Origin of the sequence: Synechococcus sp. BIOS-U3-1, from assembly GCF_014279975.1 — a bacterium.
Taxonomy (GTDB): domain Bacteria; phylum Cyanobacteriota; class Cyanobacteriia; order PCC-6307; family Cyanobiaceae; genus Synechococcus_C.
In genome coordinates, this window is sequence record NZ_CP047936.1 from 749,573 (window position 1) to 766,492 (window position 16,920).

At 51.8% G+C, this 16,920-nt stretch carries 14 protein-coding genes; 9 read left to right on the forward strand and 5 right to left on the reverse strand.

Annotated elements, in window-relative coordinates:
• Positions 1–410: 410 nt before the first annotated feature.
• The 4 genes from SynBIOSU31_RS03845 to cbiE form a co-directional block, all read right to left on the reverse strand.
• Complete coding sequence (locus SynBIOSU31_RS03845) at positions 411–878, reverse strand: hypothetical protein (protein ID WP_186492169.1); 468 nt, start codon at positions 876–878, stop codon at positions 411–413.
• Between the two features lie 217 nt (positions 879–1,095).
• Positions 1,096–1,686: a hypothetical protein gene (locus SynBIOSU31_RS03850; protein ID WP_186492171.1), complete on the reverse strand. Its 591-nt coding sequence runs from the start codon at positions 1,684–1,686 to the stop codon at positions 1,096–1,098.
• A gap of 774 nt (positions 1,687–2,460) precedes the next feature.
• On the reverse strand, positions 2,461–2,583 hold the full coding sequence (locus SynBIOSU31_RS14705; RefSeq protein ID WP_255477344.1) for a hypothetical protein: 123 nt from the start codon (positions 2,581–2,583) through the stop codon (positions 2,461–2,463).
• Positions 2,584–2,616: 33 nt separating this feature from the next.
• Entirely contained in the window at positions 2,617–3,867 is a 1,251-nt protein-coding gene (cbiE, locus tag SynBIOSU31_RS03855; protein WP_186492173.1) for a precorrin-6y C5,15-methyltransferase (decarboxylating) subunit CbiE, read from the reverse strand.
• A gap of 12 nt (positions 3,868–3,879) precedes the next feature.
• Between cbiE and SynBIOSU31_RS03860 the strand changes: the two genes are divergently transcribed.
• The 6 genes from SynBIOSU31_RS03860 to SynBIOSU31_RS03885 all read left to right on the forward strand — a co-directional run bounded on the left by SynBIOSU31_RS03860 (position 3,880) and on the right by SynBIOSU31_RS03885 (position 10,856).
• Complete coding sequence (locus SynBIOSU31_RS03860) at positions 3,880–4,155, forward strand: hypothetical protein (protein WP_186492175.1); 276 nt, start codon at positions 3,880–3,882, stop codon at positions 4,153–4,155.
• 404 nt (positions 4,156–4,559) lie between these two features.
• Entirely contained in the window at positions 4,560–4,781 is a 222-nt protein-coding gene (locus tag SynBIOSU31_RS03865) for a hypothetical protein (protein ID WP_186492177.1), read from the forward strand.
• Between the two features lie 183 nt (positions 4,782–4,964).
• A complete protein-coding gene (locus tag SynBIOSU31_RS03870) occupies positions 4,965–6,029 on the forward strand; it encodes a DUF1254 domain-containing protein (RefSeq protein WP_186492179.1) in 1,065 nt (354 codons plus the stop codon).
• A 273-nt stretch (positions 6,030–6,302) separates the two neighbouring features.
• Positions 6,303–7,880, forward strand: a complete 1,578-nt coding sequence (locus tag SynBIOSU31_RS03875) for a DUF1254 domain-containing protein (RefSeq protein WP_186492181.1) — start codon at positions 6,303–6,305, stop codon at positions 7,878–7,880.
• Positions 7,881–7,917: 37 nt separating this feature from the next.
• A complete protein-coding gene (locus tag SynBIOSU31_RS03880) occupies positions 7,918–9,471 on the forward strand; it encodes a DUF1254 domain-containing protein (protein ID WP_186492183.1) in 1,554 nt (517 codons plus the stop codon).
• An 86-nt stretch (positions 9,472–9,557) separates the two neighbouring features.
• Positions 9,558–10,856 (forward strand): flavin monoamine oxidase family protein, encoded by a 1,299-nt coding sequence (locus SynBIOSU31_RS03885; protein ID WP_186492184.1) that lies wholly within the window; start codon positions 9,558–9,560, stop codon positions 10,854–10,856.
• Positions 10,857–10,883: 27 nt separating this feature from the next.
• On the opposite strand, the gene SynBIOSU31_RS03890 is transcribed toward SynBIOSU31_RS03885, so the two are convergent.
• The gene (locus SynBIOSU31_RS03890) at positions 10,884–11,963 is read right to left on the reverse strand and encodes a hypothetical protein (protein WP_186492186.1); all 1,080 of its coding nucleotides are present in this window, start codon (positions 11,961–11,963) and stop codon (positions 10,884–10,886) included.
• 144 nt (positions 11,964–12,107) lie between these two features.
• Here SynBIOSU31_RS03890 and SynBIOSU31_RS03895 point away from each other — a divergent pair, with 144 nt between their 5' ends.
• From SynBIOSU31_RS03895 to SynBIOSU31_RS03905, 3 genes are all read left to right on the forward strand, one after another.
• Positions 12,108–13,115: a neuromedin U gene (locus SynBIOSU31_RS03895; RefSeq protein WP_186492188.1), complete on the forward strand. Its 1,008-nt coding sequence runs from the start codon at positions 12,108–12,110 to the stop codon at positions 13,113–13,115.
• 165 nt (positions 13,116–13,280) lie between these two features.
• Positions 13,281–14,129 (forward strand): formylglycine-generating enzyme family protein, encoded by an 849-nt coding sequence (locus tag SynBIOSU31_RS03900; RefSeq protein WP_186492189.1) that lies wholly within the window; start codon positions 13,281–13,283, stop codon positions 14,127–14,129.
• A 353-nt stretch (positions 14,130–14,482) separates the two neighbouring features.
• Complete coding sequence (locus SynBIOSU31_RS03905) at positions 14,483–16,906, forward strand: arylsulfatase (RefSeq protein WP_186492191.1); 2,424 nt, start codon at positions 14,483–14,485, stop codon at positions 16,904–16,906.
• Positions 16,907–16,920: the final 14 nt, after the last annotated feature.

Below are 16,920 nucleotides of genomic sequence, written 5' to 3' on the forward strand. Positions count from 1 at the left end.
TTGGTATGTGAACTAATCTCTACTGCGCTCGAATTGCTTGAGAGCTGCTGCGCACTCCGGGGCTCCCTTGGTCTCGCGGATTTCTGTGAAAATCTGCTTTTTGATTTCAGGGCTTAAGCTCTTGCGTTGCTCAATGAGTTTGAACGCAAACATCAAGTCTGGTTTGGAGAGGGCGCCTGCGGCATAGAAAGTGCACGCTCCCGCTAGCCATCCGAAGTTGAAGGCGTACAAGTAAGTCTGCTCATCTCTTGGGTTCAATTCTGCTGAAGCTGGAATGCAAGCTGCCGTCAAAGCGAAAGCAGTGATAGCAGAGATGCGTTTCATTCTTATCTCCTGTCATTCGCAGCATTACTGGGATTCATCTGACGATGCAGAATCCTGTTGGCTGGAGTAAACATGGGATTGATAAATTAGTTTTCAGGCTCTTTCAAGGCCTTTTCAAATATGGATCCTGCCACATTCACGCAATCACCAGTGATGTCAATTTCAGTTGAAATCATTCCAAACGCAATGGCTAAAACCTTGGATTTTAATTTGCCTGCTGGCTGAAATTCGACATCAATCTCTCCGTTGACCTCTAAAGCTTCATTCGCTTGAGCAATGCTCGAGCTTAAGACACCACCAGCAATACTTGCTTCATCCCAGGTGTAATCTTTTTTGTCTGTAGAGGTTTTGTAGGACATAAAACGATTGCCAGGAGGATCAATTTTTAAATATACTGTTTCTTCTTTGACCTCCCCATCGTTGATAATCTTCCCTGTCTTGATTTCAGTGGAAGTAAGCCTCATTTGATTTTCACATTTTAAATAAATAAAACCATCGGCGAAGGCAGGAGGCGATGAGAAAAGTAGGGCGCCAAAAAATATTAAAAATCCCATCTGGTGAGGCTCCTATTTTGCTCTAATTTAACGTTGGATATTTGTTTTTGCAAATTGCCGCAACTCTTTAAGACCTTTAGGTTTATTTGTCATAGAACAAATTTGCCGGGCAGTCGCAGTTTTTAGGCATTTTAAATGCAGTGATTGTCTTAGGCAGCATTGCAGCTTGCCCATGTCACTTTCGCCAAGTGCTTAAGTCATATGTATTGCCTAAGCTTTAACAGCAGGAGCATGACTTTCCATCGTCACAGTCATCTTTTTGAAGTGATTGGCGATATGCGCTGAAGAGTTCCTTGGAGGTATCAGATCTAAAATCCCACTCTCGCCAGGTTGTAACAATTCCATCATTTGTCACATCCTCAGGAAGAGCGAGCTGAACATGCTTCCATTTTTTCTTCGTTACTGGCTTGTAGCTGACGAACCAGTCCAGGTCTGGTTTTGATCCTTTCTCGTGAGCGAGTTTCAGGACTGTCTCTGTGTCCCCCTGATATTGCCTGGTCCTTGACCAATGAGCGAATGGCTTAAGGCAGGAATTGTCAGCAGCAATTCCTATTCGGAGCAGGCCTTTTCCTTGTTCAGCAACTTCTTTGAGCGAAGTGAGCATTCCCCTTATCCCATTAGGTGACACAAAGTCCGGATAAGCGCATGGTTCAAAAATATCTGACTTGGTGAACCAGACGACAGGCTTGTCACCGCGTGGTGCGTACCCCATGTCAGCTTTCAAGAGCTGGCTGTCACCTATGGGGAAGAGCTTTTCGCCCTGCGTGTAATGCCAGACAATCTCTGGCTCAGCGCCGAATCCTTTCATCTTGGTAGTCTCACAGTCTCTTCCGTATCCTTGGATTCAAGGGCATCAGCATAGGTCGAGTCATGAAGTTGTATCGAGTGCCCTGCTGCTTTCAGTATCAACTCGTTTTGTTCAAGCACTAGGCCGCGAGTTGCGTACCAAATTCATAGGTGTTCACAGGGTAGTTGTCTCAGGATATAAGAATCTTTTTTGGAAGAAGTGGTATCAGATGTTATTAATAGATCAGTCAATTCTCAAAAACGGTGCAAGATGAGGGTTTGAAATGGTTGTCTCCAATCGGATGCATCCGCTAATCCTAATCACTGTCCATTCACACTCAAGCGTATTGCTAGTGGGTCTTAAGTTCACTTCGCTAAGAGAATGTACGTTGTGGCGTCGGACGATCCGAAGTCTTTCAGGAAACTTTCTATTCACGTTCTGGCGTATGGCTTAAAAACGTGAATTTAAAATCAGGGGGTTTAATACTCAGTAAGCCAGTTGGGGCGGGGTGGGAGGTGAGTTTGGCTGCTTAATGGACAATGAAAATCGCGAATCTTCAATTAAATTTGTGGATCCATTGTCAATGCAAGGGAGTGAAGCCAACTTTCAATGATTGGTACTGCTTTAATTTTTAGCAATAAAATATTGGATGTTTGTCGCTGGTGTGATTTGCCTTCTGGTCTAAGCAGCTTTCTAGGTCCAACTCGCTTCCTTTCTCTATGGACTCAGAAAAGAACTCACTTAAGGCTCTAACTATCCTGTAAGGCCTGCCCTGGCAGTGCAATTTGGCCAAGATCATCCAAAGAACCCCTTCGATTGCAAAAACAGCCCGATTGCCAGCAGCGGACCGAAGCCAGCGAGCAGCAGCGTAATTTTCATCCGCAGGGGCGATACCTGCTTCTCCTTCTGCACCGGCATTGATCGGGATCGGAATAGCTTTGATTCTGCAGGTCAGCCTTGTGCTTTGGTGCCCCTGAGAATCAAGACTGGGTTCATCGGTGCCAATCGAGTGCCATCGGCAAGAGGCTGGCCTCGATAGGCCTGATGTTGATTGATCTGGATCGACCAACCGGCGTTATCCAGAAGTGGCCGTAGTTCAGCCAGTGCTTCTACGTTGGCCATTGGAATCACCACCACCCCACCAGGGTTCATGCGGTCGATCACAGCTTGGAGCAGTTGAGCTCGCTGGCGACCGCCTCCGCCCAGAAGCACGCGATCGGGTGCTGGCATTTGCGCAACAACAGTCAAGGCATTCGCTTCGATGACGTCTGTTGGTGTCACACCCAACCGCTTGGCATTGGCTTGAATCAGGGTGCCGCCGCCGCTGCGCTGCTCTACTGCAATTAAGTGCATTTGGGGCCTCAGCCTTAATGCTTCAAGCCCCACGCTGCCGGTTCCGGCACCCAGATCCCAAAGCACTCCCTGTTGCGGCAGCTGGAGATCAGCGAGCAGTTGGATTCTCACTTCACGCTTGGTCATCAGTCCTGGACGGTCCTGGTGTTGCAGGAAAAGGCCGTCGTCCAGTCCGAATAGGGGCAAGGAACCTGGAATTGGGTCAGCTGGTTGCTCCGCCAGCAACACAACCATGTGCAGTGGATTGAGATCTGAGGGGATCGGATCAGCTGCACTCAGGCGCTGGACGCGCTCATCGCCATGGCCCAGTGCTTCAAGCAACCAGAGTGCATAACTTGCTTCCAGCCCGCTGCTGCTGAGGATGCGTCGCACGTCTTCGACGCCGCCGCGCTTGGGATCCGTGAGCACAGCTAGGGCTGAGGGGCGTTGCTGCAGCCGTTGAATCAGTGGAGCTGAATCGCGCCCATGCAGGCTGATCCATTCCGCGCTCTGCCAGGGTCTGCCCAGCCTTGCAAAAGCCAATTGAAGTGATGAGGGGCCTGGATGAAAATGCAGGCGCTCTCGCCCCAGGCGTTCGATCAGGATCCGGCCGATGCCGAACCAGAGCGGATCGCCACTGGCAAGCACCACGGCTCGTTGGTCTGAGTCGAGGGTTGTCAGGCTCTGGCAGAGGGTGATCGGCTCGTCACTGTTGATGCACCTTGCTGTGGAGTGACGTTCCTGCCACTGTTGCAATGCCGGTTGCATCCGTTGCGGCGCAGCGATCAGATCGGCTCCTCGCACCAAAGCTTGGAGTGCTTCAGGGAGCGAGTCAGGGGCGCCGGCGTCGGTACCTATCACATCAATCATGCTGTCATTCTCATGCCAGCAGCACATGCTGCGGGTCAGCGTTGGTTGGCAGTCTTCTCCATCGTGGTGGCCATGGATTCTGCGGTTGAGGCCTTGGTGTTGAGCTCAGCCCTGGCTGCGTCAGTTTTTGATGTTGTCGCTGTCACTCTTCATTCCCAGAACAACGAATGCCATCGACTGATCAGTACATCTGAAGAGTGCATGGTGCCTGTTTTTTATGGTTTTGGGGGACAAATACTCAATCACTTCTCCCGGATACATTTTGGGCTTCTGCGCAGCAACAATTGATCAGGGTTTGCTGAGAGCTGCCTGCATTATTTGCCCAGATTTTGTAGCGCTATGGATCTGAGATTAATTCAATTCTTGTCTGAATGTCGCGATGAAGAGCATGAAGCGATTGATCGTTGGTTTCATGCGTTTCAGCCAATCACAATGGCCGGAGCGATCCGTTTTGCAAGGGGTACAACACGGCTGGCTGAGCTGCTCGGGACAACTGAAACTGCCGCTCATCATGCTTGATCTTTGATGGTCTGTTGAGCGAAGTTTGATGGCTTCACGGTTGTTTGTTGAGCCATCGCTGTAGTGGTTAATTGTGGTTCGAGCCTCCGCATCAATCACTACTTGCCATCGATGCATTCAAGTTTGAATCAATGCTCTTGATTCTTAGGGTTGTCATTTGCGATTGATCTCGAATGGCCTCGAGTCGAGTCGATCGAATTTCTAGTGTTCACTGGTGGTTGCCCCATAAGGATATTGGAGTGATGTTGAGACAGGCTCACTCCACATTTAGTGATGATTTTCAGGGTGAAGAAATTCAAGATATGATGGAACAATGGGTTGAAAATATCTGCCGACTGTCAGAAGGGGATATGCGTGATCTTCTGAGCCTGGTTAAAGAATTCACTCTGGATTAAAAAGATCCGTTGTGACTTAGGGTTGGCCTTCAGTCACAGGGTGCCAAAAGGTTTGATGACTTCTCATGTGAGGCCTTGTATGGCCGGGTCTGCAAGGTATTGCTAATCAGTCTCTAGTTCGTGCAACGAGTGTCTGTGAGCAAGTCATTCCGCCAAGGAGCCTCTCTGTTTTTCGCATCTGCGATGGGATGCGCTGCCTTGGCAGGTGCAAACGGCAGAGCAGATGCTGTCAGGTTGGCATCGAGTGGTCAGAACTGCCCGCGAGCGGCGATTGAACATACTGCGGCGGCGGTGACACCAGTCACAAAGGCCAACTATGCCTTTGCGGAAACTGAAGTGATCCTTGCTGACTACGTGCGCAAGATCGCCAAAGGCACCTGTAGTGATGGCGTGGGTGTTTTCCTACACCAAAAGAGTGCCATGGACCCCAAAGAACGATCCATCTTGCGCCCCAATTTCGACACGCTGTATTCCTTTGCGGTGTTGGATCTCAACAGTCCGGCCACTGTGGTGTTGCCCGACACTGATCGCTATCAGATTCTCGAGGTCGTGGATGATGAGCACTGGATCCCGCTCGTGAGTGACAAGCCTGGGAGCTACACCCTCACCAAAGACTCCATGGGCAGTCGTTATGTGTTCGCCTTCGTTCGGACTCAGGTGAACATGCAGGATTCTGAGGATCTCAAGCAAGCAGCTGCTGTTCAGGGGCAGATCAAGCTTGAGCAGAGCGAGAAAGGCTCTTTTGTTGTGGGGCATAGGTACGACATGAAACAAATTCTGGCGTTGCGTGCTGACTACAACGTGCGAAGGCAGCCGGAGGGGATCACCTCGGAAATTGCTTTTGGCAAGAAAGGCCAAATCAGCTCTGAGATGCGCAATTTCGGAGTTGCCATTGGCTGGGGTGGCCTCCCCAAGGAAGGCGCTGTCTATCCATTCCCTAAGGTTGTTAATTCAACCGATCCACAGACATTGACCCTGACAGATGTTCCGATTGATCCAAGAGCATTCTGGTCAGTGACTGTTTACGACCAAGCTGGTTTTGCTATTGGTGAAAACTACAATATTAATAGTGCTTTTGCTAAGCAGAATGAGCAAGGCGACTATGTAATTCATCTTGGTGGAGATAAAAATCAGGATAATTATCTAGATATTTATCCGGGCTGGAATGCCGCAATTCGCATCTACTCACCAATCAAGGCTTACTTTGATGGTTCGTGGACTTCTCCTCAATTTCAGCCGGCAAAGTGATTGGCATCGCAGGGGTTTGGATCGGGCCTCGCTTGTGATGCTCACGCTGTTTGGTTGGAGTTAGCTCGGGATTGTCATCTGGCAAACATCAGTGGATTGAGCGCGTGTGGGTGAGGCCCGCACGCGTTTTTTGTGGCTGTGTGAATCGCTTGTGCAATCGGTTGATAAGCGGCAGAGATCTGCCTGATCCCATTTGGGCGAACTTCTTTTGGCTGCGCAGTCGCATTGACTAATTTTCTTTAGATAAAAAAAGAACGCTCCGTACAGCAGTCAATGAAAGGTTTTGCGAGCAGTCTGCGCAAAAGGTCTTCCGCTGTTTTTCTTTCCACAGCTTTCGCTGCCAGTTTGTGTGCGCCAGTTCTGGCCCAGAGCACGGCCAACACCTCAGGCCCTGTCCCTAAGGGTTACACCACGCCAATTCCTGCTGAGTTGTTCACGCCTGATCAGGTGGATACCAGTGCAGGCACGTTTCGCTTTTTCGACGGCATGCCGGATGCCGCCACGGTTGATGCCAGTTTCGACTACATCAAATTCATCCGCGCCTATGAGACGTTTCTCACGTTGATGCCGGCTGCCAGCATCGAGATGATGCGCGTCGGTCATGCGCAGCAGGGGGTCGACCACTACACGAAGGTCATGTTGATGGCCCCGCTGAATTCCAACCCTCTGTTCCTGACCGGCAATACCGATACGGTGTACGGCTCCGCCTTCTTCAACCTGAAGAACACGGGGCCGATGGTGATTGAAATCCCTGCCGGCCTCGGCCCTGGCACGATCAACGACGCTTATTTCCGATTTGTGGCCGATACGGGTGCTCCCGGTCCAGATCGGGGCAAAGGCGGCAAGTATCTCATCCTGGGTCCCGACGACGCAGAGCCCGCGAACACTGAGGGATATTTCGTGTTTCGCTCACCCAGTTACTCCAACTGGTTGATTATGCGTGCTTTTCTCGATGATCAAGGCAAGCCTGATCAGGCCGTTGCCAACTACGAAAATGGCGTGCGTCTTTATCCCCTCTCGCGGAAAGACAATCCTCCGGCGATGACCTTTGTGCAGGGAGGCGATCTCGTCTTCAACACGGTCCATGCCAATAATTTCCACTTCTTTGAAGAGCTGAACACGGTGATTCAGCGTGAACCCGTCGATTTGTTTGATCCTGAACTTCTCGGGCTGGCTTCGGCGATCGGGCTGGAAAAAGGCAAACCCTTCAATCCCAGTGCTGAGGATCGCAGGACTCTTGAGGAAGCCGTGCAGGTTGGAGTCGCCTATGTGCGCTCCGATATGGCTAAGCCTCGTAATCGCGACGTCTACTTCTATGAGGACAAGCAATGGTTCACACCGTTTGGGGGTGGGAGCCATGAATGGCTGATCGATGGCGGCAGGGGCGGCAGAAACCTTGATGCCAGGAACAATTTTTTCTGGGGTTACACCGTCAATACGCCGGCCATGGTGCTCAAGATGGTTGGCGCCGGATCCCAGTACGGCGTCGTAGCCACCGACACCAATGGTGCTTATCTCGATGGCAGCAAGACCTACAAGTTCACGGTGGATGCCAATGTGCCGGCCAAAGATTTCTGGTCGATGGTGGTCTACGACCCCCAGACGCGCTCTGAATTGCAAACGCCCCAGATGCTGCCCAGCAAAAACAGCAAGCGCAATCAAGACATGGTGGTGAATGCCAATGGCAGCATTGATCTCTACTTCGGTCCCACTGCGCCGCAGGGCAAGGAAGCCAACTGGATTCAGACCATTCCCGGTAAGGGATGGTTTGGAATTTTTCGTTTTTACGGACCGCTGGAGCCTTGGTTCGACAAAACCTGGCAGCTCAACGACATTCAGCCTCTCGGTTGAGACCTGAACCCATCAACACCACGATTCATTCTCAGCCATGACTGTTTTTACTCGTTTCCCTTCCGTCCTTCTTTCTGCATTGTTCCTTGCGTGTAGCGGTTCAGCGTTGCGGGCCGCTGATGTGCGCCCCAAGGGCTACAACACGTCGATTCCTGAAGATGTGCTCACCCCTGACAGGGTGAAGACACGGATCGGCACATTCAATTATTTCGATGGTTTCCCCGACGACGACACGATGGCGAAGGCTCGTCGTCAGGTGGATCTTGGCCGTGGCGTGCAGACCTTCCTGAATTTCATGCCAGCGGCATCGCTCGAAATGCTCTACGTGGGGCACCGTGATGGCTACGGCCTGCGGGAGAACCTGGATATCGGCTTGTATGAAGAGCTGATGAGTTCCAAATCACTCTGGCTGACCGGCAACACCGACACGGTTTACGCCACCGCCTTCCTGGATCTCTCCAATGGTCCCATCGTGGTTGAGGTGCCACCTGGCACAGGCCCCGGCACGGTGAACGATGCCTTCTTCCGCTTTGTGGTGGATATGGGTGGCCCGGGACCAGACCGAGGTAAGGGCGGAAAATATCTGATTGTGGGTCCAGGGCAGACCACTCCTGCTAACACAGATGGCTATTTCGTTGCCAATACTCCCAGCAAGATCAACTGGTTGATCCTGCGTGGGTTTCTGGATGACGAGGGCAAGACAGACACCGCTAGAAATGCCTTCAGGGGAGGATTGAAGGTGTATCCCTACGCACTCCGAGCTAACCCTCCAGCTAACAACTTCAAGAACCTCACAGACTGGGAGACCAACACCATCCATGCGAACAACTTCAAGTTCTATGAGGAGCTTGATGAGGTGATTCAACGTGAGCCTTCCGACCTGTTCTCGCCTGAGCTTCTGGGGATGGCGTCATCAATCGGAATTGAGAAAGGCAAGCCGTTCAACCCTTCACCGGAGCAGAAGGCGCTGCTGACTGAAGCCGTTGCTATCGGCAACGCCACGGCGCGTTCGATTCTGTTCGGTCCAAAAGATCCCAAGAACTTCATCTACCCCGGCAAGGCGGGTTACTGGCAAACCGGATTTCCCGGGGGCAGTCATGAGTACCTGGTGAATCAGGGCAATGGCGGTCGTGACATGGATGGCCGCACGTTGTTCTTCTACCTGGCAACGGTGAATACACCGGCCATGGCTCTCGAGATTCCAGGTGTGGGGTCTCAGTACGCCTTCAGTTCAAGGGACGGCAGTGGCGCCTATCTCAACGGATCCAACACTTACAAACTGAATATTCCGGCTAATCCTCCGGCGCAACGGTTCTGGTCATTTGTGGTCTATGACCCGCAGACCCGCGCGATGTTGCAGAGCGGCGACATGCCCTATCCCAGCAAGAACAACAAGCGCAACACCGATATGGTGAAAAATGATGATGGCAGTATTGATCTTTATTTCGGCCCGCAAGCACCGGCTGGAATGGAGGCCAATTGGGTGAAGACCGTTCCAGGCAAGGGATGGTTCGGCATTTTCCGTCTCTATGGCCCGGGGCAGGAGTGGTTTGACCGCACTTGGAAACTTGGCGATATCGAAAAGGTCTGACCTTGTCTCCTTTTCGCACTCTGCGCTGATTGATTCCGGCAGTCCTGTACCAGGCAGACCATTGACTGATTTTTTGAATCGTGAACATGAAGACCGTTGATGTTGTTGTGATCGGTGGTGGCTTTGCCGGCATCACCGCTGCCAGGGATCTGCAGAAGCGTGGATTCAACGTGATGGTGCTTGAGGCGCGCGATCGCTTAGGTGGTCGCACCTGGAGCACCGATCGCAATGGATTCCATGTGGAGCTGGGTGGCACCTGGATTCACTGGACCCAACCTTTTGTGTGGGCCGAAAAGGAACGCTACGGCCTCGAGATTCAGGAAACGCCTGGGTGTGTCGCCGAGCGGGTGGCGATCAAAGTGGATGGGCAGGTGCAGGAGTTGCGCGAGGACCAACTCGTTGAGTTTGTCTCAGGTTTCGAGCAGTTCTTTGCTGAAGCTCAACAGGTGTGGGAACGCCCTTATGACTCCCATTACAACTGGAGCGCGATCGAGCAACGCGACTCTTTGAGTGTGGCCGACCGTCTTGCTGCTCTGGATCTCACGCCGTTACAGCGCACCAGTCTTGGTGGCTTCCTCGAGATTCTGTCGATGAATCAGCCGGAGAACGCCTCCTATTTAGAGATGATGCGCTGTTGGTCACTCACGGGGTGGAACTATGCCTTATTCAATGACTCTGCAGCCCGCTACAAACTCAAGCTTGGCACCGGCGATCTGGTGCAATCGATGGCTAGTGATGGTGGCTTTGATGTGATGCTCGACACCAGCGTCACATCTGTTCAGCAGACGGCCAACGGCGTGACGGTGACGACAGCCGCTGGTGAGCAGGTGAATGCCAAGCGTGCTGTGGTCACCGTGCCGCTGAATGTGCTTCACAGTGTGGCGTTTGATCCACCGCTGAGTCCTGTGAAAGTGGAGGCGTCAAAGCTCAAGCATGTGGGTGGTGGAGCCAAGGTGTTTTTTGAGGTGGAGGGTGATCCAGGCGCGGTGATGACTCTGGCCAGGTCGACAGACTCTGCTCTCGTTGGCAGCTTCACCTATCAGCGCGGTGATCAGCGTTCGGTGTTGGCTGGTTTCAGTTTGGAGCCTGATGCACTGGAAAAATCTGTTGCTGAATGGCAATCGGTTCTTGAGGAGTTTGTTCCAAGTATTCGGCTGCTGTCGACCTTCGGACACGACTGGGGAGGTGATGCGCTGTCCCAGGGGAGTTGGTGCACGTACCGACCTGGTACCTTCGTGCGCTTCGCTGATGAACTACCGAAGCGGGACAATAATTTGTTCTTTGCCTCGGGCGATCATGGTGAGGGCTGGCGTGGCTTTATTGAAGGAGCCATTTCCAGTGGATCCAAGACTGCAGTGGCTGTGGCAGCAAGCCTCAACCACTGAAGACTCAGTTTGCTTTCGCTGCGGAGCTCAATCAAACAGCCAGCGCAGGCCAAGGTTGACACCGCTCTGGTATGAGCTGTATCCATTGTTGTCACCACCTCCTTCAGAATACGCGATTCCAAAGTATTTGTAGGAGAGGGACACTTGAGCAGAATTGCCAAGTGCATAAGCAATGCCAGCTTGAGCTGTACCGCTCAAATCTTGGCTGCCACTTAATCCAAACCCACCGGCATCAAGATATGCGAAAGCTTGCCAATCTTCGCTGATTGCGTAAGTGCCAAACATTCCTACCATCGGTTGAACCCAGGTATTGCCCCAGCTTGCGTTGGAAGATTTCTCAAGCTCTCTGGAGTTTGATCGATTAACCTTAACTCCTTCCACTGTCACATCTGCGTCTCCTTTGATGCTGAAGTCTGTTGATAGGTTCGCATCGATAAATCTTGCGCCTACCAATCCAAGAAAGCTTGTGCTGCCCTTTTTCATGCGTGGTTTTTGAATGGCGCCTGCCCGATAACGCATCGCAAGATCGAAAATGGTTTGATTGGCATCAACATCAACATCTAAATCGCCTTGAATACGAATGGTACGACTACGAAGGGGCGAAGAGATGCCGGTCTTATTTTTTAACGGGTTTTGCGTTTCTAGAAACGAAGATTTTGAGGCTGATGTTGATAGGGTCGCATAATTGATTGCGGCTAAGACTCCCACTCGCCCATATTCAAAGGAAGCTTTTAGGGTCAATGCCTCGTCGAGGGAATTGATCACATCCGATAAGGGAAGATCTACTTTTGTCGTGTTGCCTTCAACTGTTGATGTGCTGCTTGTTGTTGGCGGTAAGAATGCATAGAGGTCGAGATAGACGCGCCAGTTGTCTTCTTCGTTCTCTTGCTGGGTTGCATCAGTTGTGTCTTCGCTGGACTGACTCAGTACAAGCGGTGCCATGAATCCAGTTCCGCTTTCGGAGTCTGCTTCGCTGGGGGACGCCACCAATTGGAAGTCAGTTGTACTGGATTCAGCCGTGATCGCATTGTCGAATGGTTTTGCAACTGCCTCATTGCACAGCGTGCTCAGTGTTGCGAAGACAGCTAAAGGCAGGAGGCGTGTCACGGAGTTGGATGCTGATTGGCTGAAACGTAGGGGGAGCTCCTTGCTGATGCAGGCCAATCTGATCCCGTTAGTGCTGATTTTTCCTGAGTGGTCTTGGCTTTTCCTTTATATGCAATAAAAAACGTTCGGCTTTGAATCAAACCGATGGTTGCCCGCTATTTGAGGAGTTCTGGATCAGCGTGGCTACTGGCTTTTGCTGCTCTTCTTGTTCCTTCAGCTGTTGACGCTCAGGACCAGTCTCAATTTCTTATTGACGAGGCAGTTGAATTTGATTTCACTCCGCTCGTCTTGGGCGAACTTGCACAGGCTCCATCAAGCTCGCAGGAGCCTGGTACGGATAATCAACCGGTTACAGTAACTCCAGGCGAATCAGCATCTGCAGAAGATGCTTCTCTGGCTAAGGCGGCACAGAACCCGATTGCCAGTTTGATCAGTCTTCCTATTCAGTGGAACAGCACTCCCGGCACGCAGTGGGCGCCGAATGTGCTTGATCCAGATGCCAAGCACAACCAGACCCAAAATGTTGTCAATGTGCAGCCCGTTATTCCATTTAAGGTCAGTGAAGGGCTGACGCTGGTGACGCGAACGATTGTTCCGTTTATTTCCCAGCCTTTTGCTCGTAGTACCAACATCCAGGGCTTGGGTGATATCAATCCTTCCGTCTTTTTCGTGCCCACTCTGAAGGGGAACTTCACGGTTGGTGTAGGTCCAACGGTGGTTATTCCTTCTGCTACTGACTCTCGGCTCGCCTCGGGGCGCTGGAGTGCGGGACCTACTGGAGTACTTGTCTATACCAAAGGCAAAATTGTTGCTGGTGGTTTGATTAATAATGTGTGGTCATTCGCTGGAGGTGGCAAAAAAGATGTCAATAAAATGTTAATCCAACCATTCCTGAATTATAACCTTCCTAAGGGTTGGTATCTCAGTAGTTCGCCAATTATTACCGCGGATTGGATGAGCAAAGATAATAAGGGCTGGACAGTTCCTGTGGGCGCCGGTATTGGAAGGGTTTTTAAGCTTGGAACTCAGCCAATCAATGCTTCTCTCAGTGCCTATTACAACGCGATTAAGCCTGAGATTGCCGGCGAGACTTTGATGGGCGATTGGACTTTCCGGCTTCAGGCCCAATTCCTGTTTCCAACCGGGGGCTGAAGTAGTTCCAAGATTTGATTGCTCTAGGGAAAAGCGTCTTAATTGAGTCGAATCGGTAGTGGCAAGATGCTTTCCTTTGAGCATGTTCCAAGTCTTCTCACAGATTGTGATCTTTGCTGATTAAGTTTCTTCGCCTCAGTAATCTGAATTCATCGATTGATTTCCATGACTAATAGGCGCGATCGCATGATCACGATTCCGGCAGGAGGCTATGCAATTGGATCTGATTCTTTTTATCCAGAGGAGGCCCCAGTTCGTTCTGTCGAGATCCGCTCATTTTTGATTGATATCACTCCGGTGACCAATGCCGAGTTTGCGCGTTTCGTCTCGGAGACCGGCTACGTCACCGTTTCAGAAAAGCCACCCGATCCTGTGCTTTATCCGAACCTTCCACCGGATCAGCAGAATCCAGAGTCGGCGGTGTTCATTCCGCCTCCCCCAACGGTCGATCGTAATCAACCGATGTCGTGGTGGGCCTTGATTGAAGGAGCCGATTGGAGTCATCCCCAGGGACCTGATTCAGGCATCGACGACTTGATGGATCACCCTGTGGTGCATCTCGCCTACGACGATGTGCTGGCCTATGCCCAGTGGGTGGGCAAACGTTTGCCTACCGCTGAAGAGTGGGAGGTGGCTGCCAGAGGCGGTCTGGTGAAGCAGAACTATTCCTGGGGTGAAGAGATGACGCCCGATGGTCAGTGGCTGGCCAATGTCTGGCAGGGGCCGTTCCCCTGGATGAACGAACAAACGGATGGATGGTTCTGGACGTCTCCAGTGGGCGCATTCCCCCCCAATGGCTATGGACTAGTCGACATGTGCGGCAATGTGTGGGAATGGACCTCCACATTGTTCCCCGTTGCCAAGGGTGAACAGGAGCGCCGGATCATCAAGGGCGGATCATTTCTCTGTGCCGAGAACTATTGCCATCGCTTCAGGCCGGCGGCATTGATGGGACAGACCACCGACACGGCAACCTGCCACATGGGCTTCCGTTGTGCGGCCGATTCAGCCTGAGCAGTGGGCGAACTGGTCGCGAATCATTTCCGTCGAGAACGAGACGAATGAGGGACCTGGCCAGGTAGAGCCTGGAGCGAGTGGGCAAAGCCTCCTCTTCAATCGATAGTGATTCAGAGCGTTAGGCCTTCTGGACTCACCGGACCGGATGGTTGGTCCCGATTGTGCAGATCTGAGCTGTATCTCATTCGTCATTTAAGACCCTCAGCTAGCAGAAGGTGATGCCTCTTTTGTCTTGGCCTTGCTGTGAACCTCGCCTCTTGAGAGGTTCCTCAAATCGGCAGCGCCAGCTGAGTTGATGCAAGGCCTTCATTGCCTGCACGCCTGTTCACGTCTTCATTCGCGTTATCAGCATGCTTGATCAAGTCAAAGTCTCCAAACTGATCCGCCATCTCGCTGTAGGTAGTGGATTGCTGTTGCTCTCTGGTCTTTCCACGTCTTGTACGGATCAGCAGCAGGCCTTAGGCGGAAACCTGGATCGGATGAATTTGCCGATTGCCGAGCCGAAGCCTGAAAAGGTCACCAAGGTGCTTCCTTCGGAGGTGCCATTGCCTCCTCAGTGGGAGGTGACGGCACCAGCTGATGCCCCCAATGTGGTGATCATCCTTCTCGATGATGTGGGCTATGCAGCACCCTCCGCCTTTGGCGGTGCGGTGAATATGCCGACGGCGGAAAAGCTGGCAGATAATGGCCTGCGCTACAACAAGTTCCACACCACCGCCCTTTGTGCACCGACGAGGGCGGCTTTGAAATCCGGACGCAATCACCACAAAGTCAATACGGGTTCGATCCCAGAAATTGCAACTGGTTATGCGGGTAATTCCACCGTCGTGCCGGATTATGCCGTGCCAGTTGCAGAAATTTTGAGGCTCAATGGTTACAACACAGCGGCCTTCGGTAAGTGGCATGAAACACCAGGCCGTGAGACCACGGCAGCCGGCCCTCAGATCCGTTGGCCAACGCGGCAGGGCTTTGAAAAGTTCTACGGCTTTGTTGGGGCGGAAGACAACATGTGGGAACCCACCATTCACGATGGTGTCACCGTTGTGGACGCACCAAAGAAAGATCGGTACCACTTCACCGAAGACATGACCGATCAAGCGATCGGTTGGGTACGTCAACAGAAGTCGATCAAACCAGACAAGCCGTTTTTCGTCTACTACTCCTCAGCCGGTGCGCACTCCCCGCATCATGTGGGCAAGGAATGGATTGCCAAATACAAAGGCAAGTTCGACGAAGGCTGGGATGTTCTTCGAGAACGCAATCTTCAGAACCAGATCAAGGCAGGGGTTGTTCCTGAAGGCACTCAGATGGCCAAGGCGCCAGACAGTATTCCTAAATGGGACAGCCTCACGCCACAACAACAGAAAATCTATGCGCGTCAGGCTGAGGTTTTTGCTGCATTTACGGAGCATTCTGATTATGAAGCTGGGCGTTTGATTCAGGCGATCGAAGATCTTGGCGAACTTGATAACACTTTGGTGATCTATATCACTGGTGATAATGGTGCCAGTGTTGAAGGGGATCGAAGTGGTCATTGGAATTGGAACCACTACCTCAATGGAGTTAGAGAAACGCCTGATGAACAGGAGGCCAAGCTTGATGAGTGGGGCGGGCCTACGACCTATCCCATGTATCACATGGGCTGGGCGATCGCCTTCAATTCACCCTTTGCTCTTTCCAAGCAAGTGGCCGGCGATTTCGGTGGAACACGCAACGGCACGGTCATTCATTGGCCGAAACGCATCCAAAAGGGTGGTGGCGTTCGGACACAGTTCTCGCATGTGAATGATGTAGCCCCAACGATCCTTGAGGCGGCCAATCTGCCGATGCCCAAGACAATCAATGGCATTAAACAGATTCCAATGCAAGGAACCAGTCTGATGTATACCTTTGACGCACCACGCGCCAAAGAAAAGCACAATACACAGTATTTTGAAATTATTGGTAATCGAGGCATCTATCACAACGGCTGGATGGCGAGGACAACAATCATGTATCCCTGGATGGCGCCGAAACGAATGAACACGGTTGCGGCCGATGATGGATGGCAGCTCTATGACACCACCAAGGATTTCAGCCTCTCGAATGATCTCGCCGATCAAGAGCCGCAACGCCTTGCGGCCATGAAGAAGAAGTTCATGGAAGAGGCGATTGAAAACCAGGTGTTGCCGCTTGACGATCGTCTGCTCGAGCGTCTTGTGCCTTCTGTCGCTGGTCGGCCGACACTTCTGGGTGATCGGACGTCGATGGATTTGTATCCCTATGCCTGGAATATGGTCGAAGACTCGATCCTCAACGTTAAGAACACTTCCAGCAGCATTACGGCTCAGTTGGATGTGAAGCCAGGCCAGAAAGAGAATGGAGTGATCTTCTCCCAGGGCGGTCGCTTCGGTGGCTGGTCTCTCTATGTAGAGAACAATGTGCCTGCTTACACCTACAACTACATGGGCAAGCTGTACACCTTCACCAGTGATCAGCCGTTACCAGTTGGTCAGTCTGAACTTCGCTTTGAGATCGACTACGACGGCGGTGGTGTTGGTCAAGGTGCCGATGTGCTGATGAAGATCAACAATAAGGTTGTGGCCGTCGGTCGCCTTGATCAGACCATTGCGTCTCGATTCTCCATTGATGAAGGTGCGGATGTTGGTCTTGATCGTGGCTCTGCGGTCACGGTTAAGGCCATTGGTCCCCGGCGTTACAGTGCCTATGGCGGGCAAATTGATAAAGTCACACTTGAGATCTATCCCAAAGAGACTGATGCCAAGAAGAGCTGATTGAATCGAGGTCT